Genomic DNA, 16,032 nt, shown 5'->3' on the forward strand with positions numbered 1-16,032 from the left:
CCGTGGTCATAAAGCCACGGGATGACAACGGAACTGCACAACGGCAGGTATTTAGCCGTAAAATGGCTATTAAGGAACTTATCCAATTAATCTAAGTTAAAATTAATTAAATAATTATATTGAAAAAATTTATTTTTACTATTAATCTGTTTTTTAATTTTTAGTTAAAGAATTAATTTTATAAATTACTTGAATAGTGTTATGAACAGTCTTGTGGATTTAAGTTCTAAAAGCTGTAGGTAATATTTACTAAGAATAGAGATATAGAGAATTTTAGATAGCAGGAGGGGATTTGATTTGTGATATTATAATCTGCTTAAAGAAGATTTAAATAAAGCAGATATAGAAAATGAGATATATATGCGTCTTAAAGAACCTTATTCTGTTTTAAAAAAGATGACAAGGAAAAAAGTGCCGATTAATGCATTGAAAGACTTAATTGCATGTAGGATTATAGTTAAATCTAAAGCTCTATGCTATAATGCTTTGGACGTAGTTAAGAGTTCTCCGCATTTAGATTGGTTATACACCAAAGATTATATCAATAGACCAAAAAGCAACGGCTATCAGTCTCTTCATAATATAATGCAGCTTTTACACTCTAAACGTAATTTTGAAATACAGATAAGAAGTGAAAATATGCATAAAGATGCCGAGCTTGGTAGAGCAGCTCATTTAAATTATAAAGAAGAACAAGACCGTCATTTGAAAAAAGTTTTTGACGTTACTAATGACACGATATTTTCTAAAGCACGTCAAATGGTGAAACAATTTGAAGGATTAGAAGAGCAAATTGTAGAATATGAAAAAGAAATTATGCGTATTTGGCATACTAAATACGACGAAATGCTAAAATGGGCAAATACTGCTGAAGTGCTAATATTTAACAAAGATTAGGGGAATCATGAGTTCGTCATCCCGTGAGACGAAAATATGTCATCCCGTGACTTGACCACGGGATCCAATTCTTGGTGTCATACTGCAAGCTTGTAGCGGTATCCATCTAAAAAAATCAAAAATGTATACTTATTAAGTTATTTTTTTTGGATCCCGCGGTCAAGCCACGGGATGATCCTGATAAGGAATAATGCCAATGTGGTAAAAATATAACATTTATTAAAACTTTATAAAAAAACTATAGCGATGCTTGTAATTATATACAATATATAGTATGCTCAGCTCATAGTTTAGAGACTATTGAAACAAAATATTAGGTTATTTCCTTATCAAATGTGGGATATCTTGACTCACGTTTGGTAAGTTTGTTTTAATACTAGGTACTAAATTTTAACTTAAATATAGGACAAAAATTATGGCTCAAAAACCAAATTTTCTAAAAAAATTAATTTCCGCAGGGTTGGTAACTGCTTCTACAGCTACCATAGTAGCCAGTTTTGCAGGTTCAGCTATGGGTGCTGCTATACAGCAGAATAGAACAACAAACGGAGTTGCTACAACTGTTGATGGTGCGGGATTTGACCAAACTGTCAATCTTGCAAATGTTGCAGTTGCTCTAAATGCAGTTATTACTGCTAATGTTAATAATGGTATTAATTTCAATACTCCAGCCGGTAGTTTTAACGGTTTGTTTTTAAATAATGCAAACCATTTAGCAGTGACAGTGAGTGAAGATACTACCTTAGGGTTCATCAATAATGTTGCTCATAACGCTAACTTCTTTAACATTACGCTTGATGCCGGTAAAACTCTTACTATAACAGGTCAAGGTATTACTAATGTACAAGCTGCTGCTACACACAATGCTCAAAATATTGTTGCACAATTTAATGGTGGTGCTGCTATTGCCAATAATGATCTTAGCGGTGTAGGAACAATAGACTTCGGTGCTGCGGCTTCTACATTAGTATTTAATTTAGCAAATCCTACAACTCAAAAAGCTCCTCTTATACTTGCAGGTAATGCTTTAATAGCTAATGGTGCTAACGGTACATTAAATGTTACTAATGGATTTATTCAAGTTTCAGATAAAAGTTTTGCTACTGTTAAGGCAATTAATATCGGTGACGGTCAAGGTTTCATGTTCAATACTAATGCTACTAATGCTAATGCTTTAAATTTACAAGCAGGTGGTACTACTATTAATTTTAATGGCACAGACGGTACGGGTAGATTAGTATTATTAAGTAAGAATGGTGCTGCTACCGACTTTAACGTTACAGGGAGTTTAGGCGGTAATCTAAAAGGTATTATCGAATTGAACACTGTTGCAGTAGACGGTCAACTTATAGCTAATGCCGGCCCTGCTAATGCAGTAATAGGTACTAATAATGGTGCAGGTAGAGCTGCAGGATTTGTTGTTAGTGTAGATAATGGTAAGGTAGCAACAATCGATGGACAAGTTTATGCTAAAGACATGGTTATACAAAGTGCTAATGCAAATGGACAAGTAAATTTTAGACACATAGTTGACGTTGGTATAGACGGTACTACTGCCTTTAAAACAGCAGCTTCTAAAGTTGCAATAACCCAAAACTCAAACTTTGGTACTACTGATTTCGGTAATCTTGCAGCACAGATTACAGTTCCTAATGCTATGACCCTTACCGGTAATTTTACAGGTGATGCTAGCAATCCCGGTAACACTGCCGGTGTGATAACTTTTGATGCTAACGGTACTTTAGCAAGTGCTAGTGCAGATGCAAATGTTGCGGTGACAAATAATATTACAGCAATTGAAGCATCAGGTGTTGGAGTTGTCCAATTATCAGGAACCCATACTGCCGAGTTACGTTTAGGAAATGCCGGTTCTGTCTTTAAACTTGCTGATGGTACAGTTATAAACGGTAAAGTTAACCAAACTGCTCTTGTCGGCGGTGTTCTTGCAGCCGGTGCTATTACCTTAGACGGTAGTGCTACAATTACCGGCGATATAGGGAACGGTGGCGGTGGTGCTGCGTTACAAGGCATTACTTTAGCTAACGATGCTACAAAAACATTAACACTTGGTGGAGCAAATATTATCGGTGCTAACGGTGGAACGATTGATTTCCAAGCTAACGGTGGTACTATTAAATTAACAAGCACGCAAAATAATATTGTAGTTGATTGTGATTTAGCTATAGCTACTGATCAAACAGGCGTTGTTGATGCGAGTAGCCTAACAAATGCTCAAACTTTAACTATTAGCGGTACAATCGGTACTATTGGAGCTAATAATAAAACTCTTGGACAATTTAATATTGGCTCAAGTAAAACAGCTTTAAATGGCCGTAATGTTGCTATTAACGAGTTAGTTATTGGAAATAACGGTTCAGTACAATTCGCTCATAATAATTATTTAATCACAAGAACTACAAATGCTGCCGGTCAAGGTAAAATAATATTTAATCCTGTTGTAAATAATAATACAACTCTTGCAGCCGGTACAAATTTAGGTAGTGCTGCAAATCCACTTGCAGAAATTAATTTTGGATCTAAAGGGGCTCATGCTGATACTGTATTAAATGTTGGTGAAGGTGTAAATTTATATGCTACTAATATTACTACTACCGATGCTAACGTAGGTTCTTTTGTCTTTAATGCCGGTGGAAAAAATATAGTAAGCGGTACAGTCGGTGGACAGCAAGGTAATAAGTTTAATACTGTAGCATTAGATAACGGTACTACTGTTAAGTTCTTAGGTAATGCAACATTTAACGGTAACACTACAATTGCAGCTAATTCTACCTTACAAATTAGTGGTAACTATACTGCAGACTTTGTTGCATCTGCCGATGGTACCGGTATAGTAGAATTTGTTAATACCGGTCCTATTAACGTAACATTAAACAAACAAGCTGTACCTGTTGATGCTTTAAAACAAATAACGGTTTCTGGTCCCGGTAACGTAGTGGTTAATGAGATAGGTAATGCAGGTAATTATCATGGTGCCGTGACTGATACGATTGCTTTTGAAAATTCAAGTTTAGGTGCAGTTTTATTCTTACCTAACGGCATTTCATTCAATGATGCAGGCAACGCAATTCCTTTAACAATTACAAGTACCGTGGGTAATGAAACAGCTAAAGGTTTTAATGTTCCTAGCGTGATTGTTTTAGGTGTTGATAGTGTCATCGCTGACGGTCAAGTAATCGGTGATCCAAATAATATCGTAGGTCTAGGTCTTGGAAGCGATAACGGCATAATCGTTAATGCTACTACATTATATGCAGGTATCAGTACTATAAACAATAATCAAGGTACTGTCACACTTAGCGGTGGTGTTCCTAATACCCCTGGTACAGTTTATGGCTTAGGCACAGGTATTGGCGCTTCACAGTTCAAGCAAGTAACGTTTACTACAGACTATAACAACTTAGGTAATATTATTGCAACTAACACAACAATTAATGATGGTGTAACTGTTACTACAGGCGGTATAGCCGGAACAGATTTTGGCGGTAAAATTACTCTTGGAAGTGTTAACGGTAACGCTAATGTAAGATTTGCTGACGGTATATTTTCTAATTCTACAAGTATGATTGTTACTACTAAAGCTAATAACGGTACTGTAACTTATTTAGGTAATGCATTAGTCGGTAATATAGGTGATTCAGATACTCCTGTAGCTTCTGTTAGATTTACAGGTAGTAATAATGGTGCAGGATTACAAGGAAATATTTATTCACAAGTCATAGACTTTGGTACTTATAATTTAGGTATTGTAAATTCTAATGTAATTTTAGGCGGCGGTACTACTGCTATTAACGGTAAAATCGATCTTCTTACAAATACTTTAACATTTGCAGGTGGTACTTCAACATGGGGAAATAATACTTCTATTGAAACTACTTTAACATTAGCAAAAGGTAATATAGGTCACATCGTTATCGCGGAAGGTGCGCAAGTTAATGCAACAACTACAGGAACTACAACCATTAATGTACAAGATAATGCCAATGCAAATTTCAGTGGTACACAAACTTATACTTTAATCCAAGGTGGTGCTAGATTTAACGGTACTTTAGGAGGTCCTAACTTTGCTGTAACCGGCAGTAATCGTTTCGTAAATTACAGTTTAATACGTGCTGCTAACCAAGATTATGTAATAACGCGTACTAACAATGCAGAAAACGTAGTTACTAATGATATCGCAAATAGTCCGTTTGGAGGTGCACCGGGTGTAGGTCAGAACGTTACAACATTTGTAAATGCAACTAATACTGCAGCATATAATAATCTTCTTTTAGCTAAAAATAGTGCTGATTCTGCTAATTTTGTCGGAACTATCGTTACCGATACAAGTGCGGCCATAACTAATGCACAATTAGATGTAGCTAAAGATATCCAAGCTCAACTTGGTAACAGATTAGGTGCTCTTAGATATTTAGGTACTCCTGAAATGGTTGGATCTGAAGCGGAAGCAATACCGGCTGCGGTTGCTGCAGGTGACGAGGCTGTTGATAATGTAGCTTACGGTATATGGGCAAAACCTTTCTATACTGATGCACATCAAAGTAAGAAAGGTGGTTTAGCTGGTTATAAAGCTAAAACCACCGGTATTGTAATCGGTTTAGATACGCTAGCTAACGATAACTTAATGATCGGTGCTGCTATTGGTATCACTAAAACTGATATAAAACACCAAGATTATAAGAAAGGTGATAAAACCGACGTTAACGGTTTCTCATTCTCTCTATATGGTGCCCAGCAGCTTGTTAAGAACTTCTTTGCTCAAGGTAGTGCAATATTTAGCTTAAACCAAGTGAAGAACAAAAGTCAGCGTTACTTCTCCGATGCTAACGGTAATATGAGCAAGCAAATTGCTGCCGGTAATTACGATAACATGACATTCGGTGGTAACTTAACAGTCGGTTATGATTACAATGCAATGCAAGGTGTGTTAGTAACTCCAATGGCAGGACTTAGCTACTTAAAGTCTTCTGACGAAAACTACAAAGAAACCGGTACAAAAGTTGCAAACAAGCAAGTTAACAGCAAGTTTAGCGATAGAACCGATTTAATAGTAGGTGCTAAAGTAGCCGGCGGTACTATGAACATAACTGATCTTGCGGTATATCCGGAAGTTCATGCTTTTGTGGTTCACAAAGTAACCGGTAGATTATCTAAAACTCAGTCTGTATTAGACGGACAAGTTACTCCGTATATCAGCCAGCCTGACAGAACCGCTAAAACATCTTATAATTTAGGTTTAAGTGCAAGTATAAGATCTGATGCTAAGATGGAGTACGGAATCGGTTACGATGCTCAGATTGCAAGTAAATATACTGCACATCAAGGTACTCTAAAAGTCCGTGTAAACTTCTAATCGCTCCCGATTAGCAAGTTTATAAGTTCCTCAAGAAAAAAGCCCTCTTTGAAAAAAGGGGGCTTTGTTTGTTCTTTCTTCCTGCCTACATGCCTTGTTGCATGGCTCAAAACCTACTATATGTCATCCCCGCGTAGGCTGGGATCCAGAAAAAAGCGAGATAAATCGAGCTTTTAATTTTACAAACTTAAGTGATTATTATGCTTCTAATAAGCGGAAGTATATTTGCTCAAAGTCAAATATCCAATTTAATTGTACCGGTTAGCTATTTTATAAATCATGTATCCCAATTGGAAAAACTAAAAGAAAATCTTAATAAATATAAGCAATCTAGTGTAGTAGGGGTAAGCGGTATGGGTAAAACGCAGCTTGCTAGAATGTACGCTTATGAAAATAAAGATAACTATAACATAATTTGGTTGATTGATTGTAATCTAAATATAGAGCAGCAATTACTCAAATTATCTAAAACTATTAATACCGAGGTAAAATCACCGGTGATTTCAGAAGATATGGCAGTGATGAAGAAAGATTTAATGGTTTATCTAGCAAGTAAAGATAAATGGTTATTGGTGCTTGATAATTTAAAAATAGGCGAGAATAAGAAAATAGAGGATTTTATTAATTGGGAGTATAACGGTAATATTATATTTTGTTCCCAAGACGATGAATTATTATCTAACATAATCAAAGCAAACGCTTTCACTAAGCCGGAAGCTGTATTACTTGCAAAAAAATATATTGGAAATCCGGAATTAATAAATTTTTTGACTCAAGCATTTGGAGGTTATCCGATTCTCATAGTTCAAGGAGCACAAATATTAAATCAAATACAAGGTTTAAACTTAGAGCAATACAAGAAAAAGATAAAAGCCTCTAAGGATAAAATTGAGCTAAATATAAAACTTGTTAGCAATGAATTAAAGCCTAGTGCCAAGAGATTACTAGATGGGATAGCATTGTTTAATAATCAAAGTTTTTCAAAAGAATTATCAAATTCTATTACTAAAGATAAGCATAGTCTAGATGATGATATTTATCAGTTTTCTAAATTTGCTTTGATCTCTAATATTGAACCTAATGAAGTTAATCCGATATTTAAAATGCATGATGTTATAGCTAAAAAAATATTACAAATAAATGGAGATAAAGGAAATAAAGAATATCTTAAACGAGTGTTACTAATCTTTTAAATTCTATACCTAAAAGTTTAGTAAAGGGGCGTATTTTTAGAAATGCTAAAACTATACCGGATTAATTACAAAAAATGCAGAAAAATACGATATATCAATATATAAAATTTTAGAGTTATAAATTTATTAATACAATATGCTAATTCTTCCGATTTATATAACTCAAAAAAATTAGTAAATTGGTTTGATAAAAACGATCAAAAAGGTAAATTTAAATTATGGACAATGAATAATGAAGAAAAATTTGCTTATGCTGCATATTTAGGACGCATAGGGTGGTATTATAGAACTTGGTCAGATCCTAAAAAAGCAATTGAATATGATACGAAAGCTAAGCAGGTATTTGATGAAGTGAAAGGATATGATTCCATAAAATGTAATGTAGTTTTCGGTTCGGCTATATCCAATATTCAGCTAGGAAATCTAGAAGAAGCAGAAAAAAATATCCAAATGATGGAAGATATGTTCAATCAAAATCTAGTAGATCAAACTGACATAGCAACTATATATTATGCAAAAGCTAAATTATTTAATATCCAAGGTAAAAATTATGAAGCATTAAGAAGAATTGACGATACTATAAATGCTTGTACCGAAAACGGGATGAAACCTCAAGATTTATTTCTTACCGGTTCATATCTCATTAAATTAGATGTATTAAATAATCTTAAGAAACATCAGGAAGCTCTTTCTTTATTAGAAGAAGTATATGATATGAATAAGTCAAGTAAAAAAGAGGAAAATCAAGTATTTGGACGAATTTTTACCCAAAAATCACGAGCAAAACTAGGTTTAGGTGATGTTACCGAAGCTCTAGAATAAAAAAGCTAAAGCAATTTTTCTTAATGATCCAACTAGACCTAACAAAGAGATTATTATATCACCGGATATAGAGTTGGCAAAAACGTTTGTTGCTGAAGGGGATACACTAGTGTTACTTAATCAAAATGAGGAGGCGGTAGATACTTATGCTATTGCTGAAAATATATATTGGAATAACTATAAAGAAAATATGAAAAATGTGTATGAAATAAGTAATATGTATTTTGCAGCCGCTAAAGCTAGTTGTACTTTACCTAAGAAATTTTGGTATGAAAAATTCCGTAATAATCAGATAGAACAATTCGGAGCTGATCATCCGAATAGTATAAAAATTTTAAACCTTAAATGTGATGGTTCAAATTAGCTAGAATTTTTTCTGATTAGTGCAATAAAAAAACCGGAAGCGGTAAGAATAATTCCAAGCCAAATAAAGCTCATCGTTGGTTTGTAATATATTTTAGCATGGATTATATCGCCGTCTATATTACTTAAAACTGCGTAAAGATCATATGATAAGCAAGAGTATATATCACTTTCTTGTGATAAACTCTTTTCAACTATATAAAGCCTATTTTCCGGCTTTAATATAGTTATATTACGGCTATTATCCTCAAGCCAAAATTCAGCAATTTGTCTATAATAATTTTTACCTTGAGCAAACTTAATATTTTGTAATGTTACTTTAAATTCGTTAAATGTTTTACTTATTCCTACTCTGCCGGTAAAATCCATTTCACTTTGTAATAATGTATTCATAGTAATACTAAAACTAATTAGTGCAAAACCAAAATGCCCAAGGATCATACTAGCGTTACTTGCTTTAAGTCTATTTCTACAATAATTAGTTTTAACCAAAAGATAATGAATATTATGAAGCATAAGAAATATAGATGCGATTATAGTTAAAATCGATATAACACTAAATGTTACTTTTAATGATATTAAATAAGTAATTATTAGAGATAATATTAGAATGATAATATGTTTTTTAATAGAGCTTCTGGTAGTAAATAATCCTATGGTACCAAGAATAGGGATAACGAATATAATAAAATTATTAACAAAAAATGTTTCACTAATAATAATAGATTTATCGTCGAATAAAGAGTAAATTGTCGGATAAAGTGTGGCAGCTATTAGCACAATAAGGCTAAGAAGGAGGAATATATTACCGAGGAGTATGGAGTTTCCACAATTCGTCATTGCGAAGCCACGAAAGTGGCTGTGGCAATCTCGGTTAGTTTCCTGAGATTGCTTAGTCAATGCTAATGCATTTCCTCGCAATGATGTGATGGTATACAACCCAATACTACCAATCCCCATAATCAAAAATATTCCAAGCAAGTATATTCCTCTCTCAGGTGAGAATGCAAAAGAGTGAATTGAGGTAATAAAACCGGAACGTACTAAAAAAGCACTAAATATTACTAATAAAAAAGTAATGATGGATAAAATTACTGTCCAGTTTTGCATACGTCCGGTTTTTGTTGTTACAATTATAGAATGATGGAGCATAATTCCGGATAACCAAGGAAATAGTGAAATATTTTCTACCGGATCAAAAAACCAAAATCCGCCCCAGCCGAGTTCTCTATATGCCCACCAAGAACCAAGGCTAATTCCTATGGTAGTAAATAAGATACCGATATTGGAAAATGTTTTGAGAAGTCTTCTGTCATTAATGGATTCCCGCTTCCACGGGAATGACATAAGTGGGTATGAGAATGACATAGAGGCACAAACAATAGTAAACGGTACTACATAGCTAACATAGCCTAAATAAAGTAGAGGAGGATGGATGCTCAAAGCAATATCTTGTAGCATCGGGTTTAAGCCTAACCCTTCTTTAGGAACGAAAGAAAACACGTTAAAAGGATTGGAGGTAAAGTAAATAAAGCTGCTAAAAAATAATTGTATGGCTGATAGAATAATAATAGATAAAAATTTAAGACGGTTATCTTCAAGTAAAAATATATAACAGCAACTAACGATTTGTAATAAACAAAACCATAATAACATTGAGCCTTCGTGGCTCGACCAACTACCGGCTATTTTATATATTAAAGGTTTTAAAGTACTGGAATTTAAGAAAACATTTTGTAGTGAAAAGTCAGAGATAATAAAAGCATAGACTAGGGTAAAAAAGGCAAGTATAGTACATGAGGCAGCTATGTAGAAGGGGCAAGTAATGAGGTAGTGGTCATTCCCGCGAAAGCGGGAATCCAGTCTACAAAATAGAGATTTTTTATGGATTCCCGCTTTCGCAGGAATGACATAAAAGACAAAAGACAAACTGATAACCGACAAGCACATCGTTGTTAGCAGTAAAAAATTACCGATTTTACTCACTGCTTATTGTTTCCTCGGTAGTAGGTAATACGGTAATTTTTACGCTATCAATCTTATTGGCAATTTTCTTTAAAATAATTACCTTTAAATTAAATATTTCAATTATTTCCCCTTGATTTGGAATTCTAGCAATTTTATGGATTATTAATCCTGCTATAGTGTTTGCATCTTCATCCGATAAATTCCAATCAAGTTCTCGGTTAATATCTCTAATAGTCGTAGTTCCTTTTATAATGAACTCGGTATTAGACTTCTTGATAATTTCATTATTAAGTCTATCATGTTCATCAGTAATGGGTCCTACTATTTCTTCTATAACATCTTCAAGAGTAATAATACCTAGTAGAGTACCATACTCATCTACAACACAAGCAAAATGATTATTACGTTCTCTAAATGCATGTAGCTGGTCTACTACAAGTGCATTCTCAGGGATAAACCAAGGTGGGGTTAGAAGTTTATTAATATCCACTTTTTTTGCATCATTATTATTTTCGTATAATGCTTTAAGCAAATCTTTTAGATTGAGAATTCCTATTATATTATCTCTATTATCTTGCCATAAAGGTATACGTGTATGAGCACCCGATAATAAAGTTTTAATTATCACTTCATGAGGTAGGTCGATATTAAGGGCTATAATACTACTTCTGTGAGTCATAATTTCCGATACCGTCATATTACGTATATCTAATATCCCGCCGAGCATATTACGATCAGATTTATAAACTCCGCCTTCTTGATGGTAATGCTCAATCACGCCTCTTACTTCTTCCGTTCCTGATATTTGAGGATTTAAATTAATACGAAATATGAAGCAAAATATTTTTGTAATGTAATCAAGAGCAATATTAATAGGTTTGAAAAGCTTTAAAAATATTACGATAGTTGAAGCCATTTTTAATGCTAATTGTTCAGGTTTAGCAACGGCTATTGCTTTCGGTACTACTTCGGCAAAAACAATAATTATAAAAGCCATAACGCCGGAAGCAACAATGGGTCCATTATCTCCAAGAAAGCTAATAAAGAGAGTAGTAGCAATAGTGGTACAAACAGTATTGATTAAACTATTACCTATTAATAAAGTTCCTATGACCTTTTCTTTTTTCTTAAGAACCTCTAAAACTGTTTTAGCACGCTTATTACCGGCGATTTTAAGCTTATGAATCTTCCCTGGGGAAGAAGCGGTAATAGCAGTTTCGGTAGCGGCAAATAAAGCAGATAAGGCGATCATTATTATAATAACGATCACAAGTATGGTAGTCATTCCTTGTGAAAATATAAATTAACTATAAATAATTATATTAGTAATTATAGATTTTGCCTAATGTTTTTTTGTTATCAACGACTCCTTTCAGTATCTTTTGTTTTTCGGCTGTTAATAAGATTGTGCAATTTGTTATTTGTAGATGATGTCTTGCGTGATTTGTGTCCAATCGCTATTGCTTGTTGCTGTATTAATAATGTATTAGCTTGAGTTTTCCTTAAATTTATACCTTGGTCTTTAGATTCTTCAGTAGTTAGAATTTTTTGCCCTTTAGAGAGTTTTATCGCACTATCGCATACGAAAACTCCGCAATCATATACATTTTCTTGTTGCTTGGTATTTAGGTCTGTTATTTTTGCATCGGGATAAATTTCGGTAATATATTCTGTTACTTTTGGTCGAGATTCCAATGGCTCACCATAGGGATCATTATACATAAAGTTTATATTACCTTTATCATCTTTACTAGCCATTAAGAGTAACCAATGCTCATGTCCTGTATTTAGTGGTATAATTGCAGGCTTATTATCTAATATTAAACCCTCTACTGTAACACGAAGAGTATCTTTTAGTATTTCCGGCTCTTCTAAAGAGGCATGATGAAATATAGAGTACATATTCTTATCTATATTTGCTTCCAATATATTTTTTATATCATCTTCAGTGTATAAATAAGTAGGTTGTTTTATATTTCCTGTATTATAAACACCAACTTGATCTTCAGTATTTATAACCAGTGATGATTTTTTTTCAGGTATCTGCTGTTTTGGCTCTATTACTGGTTTGGCTAATTGTTGTTCTGCTTTTAGAGATTCCTTATACATTTCCTGTGGAATTCCTAATTTTTCCCATGGTTTTTGATTATTAGCGGGAGCTTGCTGTTGTGGTGGATTTATAGAAGATGCAACAGTGGTTAGTGGTTCTTCTGTTATTGTCGGCTTTGCTTCCGTAGTTGGAGTTGTTGATTCGTGAGTTTTAGGTTCTTCTTTTTTGCCGAATATTGCTTCTTTAAAACTAGTTATGATATCTTTAAAATAGTTAAAAATTCTTTTAAAAAAACCTTGCGGTTGTGGTTGGTTTGCTTTTGGAGGTTCATATGATGTTGTTTGTTCTACTTGTATATCCTTAGGTCTATAATTCATAACTTTCTTTGTATTAAAATTAAAGTCAATAGGATTTACCTCAGTTTTACCTAAATCTTTTTGAAATTGCCTAGATATTTGTGATACATATTTTTTTAAGTTTCCAGCAGCATTATTTGAATCTTTTAAGATTTCATTAATTTCGAGTTTCAATCCGTAAATTTGATCTTCAGAGGTAATACCGAATTTAGCAGTGATAAGATTTGTTGCTTCGTCTGCAGAAAGAGGCCAAGTTTCTATAATCACTCTACCGCCTTGATTTTTAGCGTTTTTTATTATTTTATCTAGCTTTTCTTTATCAGGTATTGTACCGGAAAGTAATTGATCAATTTTACGATCATATGCAAGATTGTTAAAAACAGATGTTACTAAACTTATATCCGTAATTGTAGTGGCTTTATCTTTTGGTACTATACCATCGGCTATAGATAAATTTTGATCTGCTTCATTTGTAAAAAAAACATGATCAACTTTTTTCATAATTTGCTTCCAATAAACTGCTAGTTCAGAATTTTGGGGTAATGAATTATATTGATCAAAAGTAATAGTAGTTTTTATATTTAAATTTTGTAAATTAATTAAATCTTGTACCTTAAAAATAGGTTGTATATTATTGTTATTAAGTTGAATATTAAAAATCGGTGTTTTGCCCTTTTTGTGGGATTCTTGTAAGATCTCCGAAAAAATACGTTCTTTATCGGGTATATGTGATGCTTTATTAACTTCTAGCCGGATAATAGGCAGTGTATTTTGAGTTTCCTGCTTGTTTATTTTCTCTGATATCCGATCTTCATCTCCAAGTAAAAGAGTAAATATAATAGGCTCAGCCATTACTAACCTTTATTAAAAGAATATTAGGTTCTGTGAAAATTTCTAATTGATTTGCTATTTTAAGATATTTTTTAGCAAAAATTAATAAGGTTTTTGAAGGAATAGTTATTCATATTTCAAAAAAATCTTGTAATTTGCAGCAAAAAAGAGCCAAAATTAAATCTTTTTAGAAATCTTCACAGAACCTACATATAATTATTAGAATTTTTGAGCTTTAAATCAAGCTATATTTAATAATCCGTGCTTTAGCTTATATAATTTATCCATTTTATGTGCTAATTCATGGTTATGTGTTACCATAATAATTGCGGTATTTTGTTCTCTTGCTACTTTTAAAAATAAATTAAATACTTCATTTGTAGTTTTTGGATCTAAATTACCTGTCGGTTCATCTGCTAAAATAATTTTCGGCTTATTAATTAAGCTCCGAGCTATAGCGACCCGTTGTTGTTCTCCTCCCGATAATTCTCCGGGCATATTATAGAGTTTTTTCCCAAGCCCTAAATCATCTAATATCTTTGTTGCATCTTCTATTGCTTCTTTTTGATCAAGACCACTAATAAGCCTTGGCATAATAACATTTTCAAGAGCGGTAAAATCTTTAAGTAAGTGATGTTGTTGATAGATAAAACCTAAATAATGCAGACGAATGAGATGATATTTTTGATACTTGCTATTTGGTATGATGACTTGACCGTTTGTAGGTTTATCAAGCAAGCCGGCAATATGTAGTAAAGTTGATTTGCCGCTACCTGAAGAACCTATTATAGCGATTAATTCACCTTCATTAACCGTTAGATTAAGATCATCTAGTACTCTAACAATAGTTTTGCCTTGGCTGTAATGTTTTGAGATTTTTTTTAAAATGAGGACTGTATTATTCATATCTTAAGGTATCCACGGGATTTAATTTTGAGGCTCTATAAGAAGGATAAATTGTCGCAAGAAAACACAATATTATAGATAAAGAGGTAATTAAAATAATATCCTCAGCTCTTACTTTTGAAGGTAAACTATAAAGAAAATAAATAGCTGCCTCGAAAATTTTAGTACCGGTTATACGCTCCAAATAATTCTTGATAGTTTGAATATTGTAAGAAAAGGTAACACCAAGGATTACACCTAGTGTTGTGCCAAGTAATCCTATAAACATTCCATTATAGATAAAAATAAGCATTATTTGCTTAGTGCTTGCTCCCATAGTTCTAAGAATTGCAATATCTGAAGTTTTATCTTTAACAAGCATAAATAAGCTTGAAATAATATTAAATGCGGCAACCGTAATAATTAAAGATAGAATAGTAAACATAGCCGTACGTTCAACAGCAAGAGCACTTAAAAATTGTGAATTTAAGGTTTGCCAATTAAATACATATAGGGTTGGACCTAATAGTGATTGTATTTTATATGAATATGTGAGAGCTTTATCGGGATCTAGACTATTAATTTCGATTAAATTAATATCGTTGCCGAGAGATAAGAAATTTTGTGCTGCGGTAAGCGGCATTAATATCGTTGTCAAATCATAATCATACATACCGCTATTGAAAATTGCTATCACTTTAAATTCTTTTGATCTTGGCATACTGCCAAAGGTTGTAGAAACTGAATTCGGTGAAATTAATCTAATCTTATCCCCAACGGTTACGCCTAAATTGCTTGCTAATTGTTCTCCGAGTGCTATTACGTTTTTGCCATGAAAATTATCAAAACTACCAAAATTTACATTTTTAAAAATTTCATTTCTTACACTTAGATCCTTTAATTTCATACCTTTAACAAGCACACCGCTATTATTACTTTTACCAAGAGCCAAAGCTTGACCGTGAGCAATGAATGTTACATGCTTTACATAATCTTGTTTTAGGAGTTTGGCTTTAATCTCTTCATAGTTATCAATACTACCACCTTGCCGATTTATCACTATATCTCCATTTAAGCCGATAATATTTTTAGTAAGCTCTATATGAAAACCGTTCATAACGGACATGACTACTATCAATGCTGCAACGCCGATCACTACGCCCACTAAAGAAAAGGCAGAAATAATAGAAACAAACTTTTCATTTTTCTTAGCTCTAAAATATCTGAAAGCTATCTTGAAGATAAAATTGTTATTGATCATTTGTTTATTTTTTCTTACATCCGTTTCTAGGTTAT

The 16,032-nt window shown here is 33.0% G+C and carries 9 protein-coding genes and 1 pseudogene; 5 read left to right on the forward strand and 5 right to left on the reverse strand.

What is annotated here, in order from left to right:
* The first annotated feature begins 292 nt into the window (after nucleotides 1–292).
* The 5 genes and pseudogenes from GCO76_RS06440 (at nucleotide 293) to GCO76_RS06460 (ending at nucleotide 8,647) form a co-directional block, all read left to right on the forward strand.
* Nucleotides 293–897 (forward strand): annotated as a pseudogene (locus GCO76_RS06440) (bifunctional (p)ppGpp synthetase/guanosine-3',5'-bis(diphosphate) 3'-pyrophosphohydrolase).
* 415 nt (nucleotides 898–1,312) lie between these two features.
* Nucleotides 1,313–6,268: an outer membrane protein OmpB gene (gene ompB / locus GCO76_RS06445; RefSeq protein WP_410956595.1), complete on the forward strand. Its 4,956-nt coding sequence runs from the start codon at nucleotides 1,313–1,315 to the stop codon at nucleotides 6,266–6,268.
* Between the two features lie 200 nt (nucleotides 6,269–6,468).
* Nucleotides 6,469–7,461, forward strand: a complete 993-nt coding sequence (locus tag GCO76_RS06450) for an NB-ARC domain-containing protein (protein ID WP_410956596.1) — start codon at nucleotides 6,469–6,471, stop codon at nucleotides 7,459–7,461.
* Between the two features lie 225 nt (nucleotides 7,462–7,686).
* Nucleotides 7,687–8,283, forward strand: a complete 597-nt coding sequence (locus tag GCO76_RS06455) for a tetratricopeptide repeat protein (protein ID WP_410956627.1) — start codon at nucleotides 7,687–7,689, stop codon at nucleotides 8,281–8,283.
* 73 nt (nucleotides 8,284–8,356) lie between these two features.
* A complete protein-coding gene (locus GCO76_RS06460) occupies nucleotides 8,357–8,647 on the forward strand; it encodes a hypothetical protein (RefSeq protein WP_410956597.1) in 291 nt (96 codons plus the stop codon).
* Here the strand turns inward: GCO76_RS06460 and GCO76_RS06465 are convergent.
* The 5 genes from GCO76_RS06465 to GCO76_RS06485 all read right to left on the reverse strand — a co-directional run bounded on the left by GCO76_RS06465 (nucleotide 8,644) and on the right by GCO76_RS06485 (nucleotide 15,997).
* Nucleotides 8,644–10,632 (reverse strand): heme lyase CcmF/NrfE family subunit, encoded by a 1,989-nt coding sequence (locus tag GCO76_RS06465; protein WP_410956598.1) that lies wholly within the window; start codon nucleotides 10,630–10,632, stop codon nucleotides 8,644–8,646. The two genes, GCO76_RS06460 and GCO76_RS06465, sit on opposite strands and share 4 nt — an antisense overlap.
* A complete protein-coding gene (locus GCO76_RS06470) occupies nucleotides 10,625–11,899 on the reverse strand; it encodes an HlyC/CorC family transporter (protein ID WP_103897567.1) in 1,275 nt (424 codons plus the stop codon). Before GCO76_RS06470 ends, GCO76_RS06465 begins: the two co-directional genes overlap by 8 nt.
* A 74-nt stretch (nucleotides 11,900–11,973) precedes the next feature.
* The gene (locus tag GCO76_RS06475; protein ID WP_410956599.1) at nucleotides 11,974–13,872 is read right to left on the reverse strand and encodes a Ulp1 family isopeptidase; all 1,899 of its coding nucleotides are present in this window, start codon (nucleotides 13,870–13,872) and stop codon (nucleotides 11,974–11,976) included.
* A 219-nt stretch (nucleotides 13,873–14,091) separates the two neighbouring features.
* The gene (locus tag GCO76_RS06480; RefSeq protein WP_410956600.1) at nucleotides 14,092–14,757 is read right to left on the reverse strand and encodes an ABC transporter ATP-binding protein; all 666 of its coding nucleotides are present in this window, start codon (nucleotides 14,755–14,757) and stop codon (nucleotides 14,092–14,094) included.
* Nucleotides 14,750–15,997: a lipoprotein-releasing ABC transporter permease subunit gene (locus tag GCO76_RS06485; RefSeq protein ID WP_410956601.1), complete on the reverse strand. Its 1,248-nt coding sequence runs from the start codon at nucleotides 15,995–15,997 to the stop codon at nucleotides 14,750–14,752. The genes GCO76_RS06480 and GCO76_RS06485 overlap by 8 nt, the downstream gene beginning before the upstream one ends.
* Between the last annotated feature and the right edge of the window lie 35 nt (nucleotides 15,998–16,032).

Origin of the sequence: Rickettsia koreansis, from assembly GCF_046532895.1 — a bacterium.
In the GTDB taxonomy this organism is placed as follows: Bacteria; Pseudomonadota; Alphaproteobacteria; order Rickettsiales; family Rickettsiaceae; genus Rickettsia; species Rickettsia rickettsii.

Excerpts from the sequence above, each read along its gene's own strand:
- GCO76_RS06480 (WP_410956600.1), bottom strand. The coding sequence starts at position 14,757 with ATGAATAATACAGTCCTCATTTTAAAAAAAATCTCAAAACATTACAGC.
- GCO76_RS06475 (WP_410956599.1), bottom strand. The coding sequence starts at position 13,872 with ATGGCTGAGCCTATTATATTTACTCTTTTACTTGGAGATGAAGATCGG.
- GCO76_RS06450 (WP_410956596.1), top strand. The coding sequence starts at position 6,469 with ATGCTTCTAATAAGCGGAAGTATATTTGCTCAAAGTCAAATATCCAAT.
- GCO76_RS06470 (WP_103897567.1), bottom strand. The coding sequence starts at position 11,899 with ATGACTACCATACTTGTGATCGTTATTATAATAATGATCGCCTTATCT.
- GCO76_RS06485 (WP_410956601.1), bottom strand. The coding sequence starts at position 15,997 with ATGATCAATAACAATTTTATCTTCAAGATAGCTTTCAGATATTTTAGA.
- ompB (WP_410956595.1), top strand. The coding sequence starts at position 1,313 with ATGGCTCAAAAACCAAATTTTCTAAAAAAATTAATTTCCGCAGGGTTG.
- GCO76_RS06455 (WP_410956627.1), top strand. The coding sequence starts at position 7,687 with ATGAATAATGAAGAAAAATTTGCTTATGCTGCATATTTAGGACGCATA.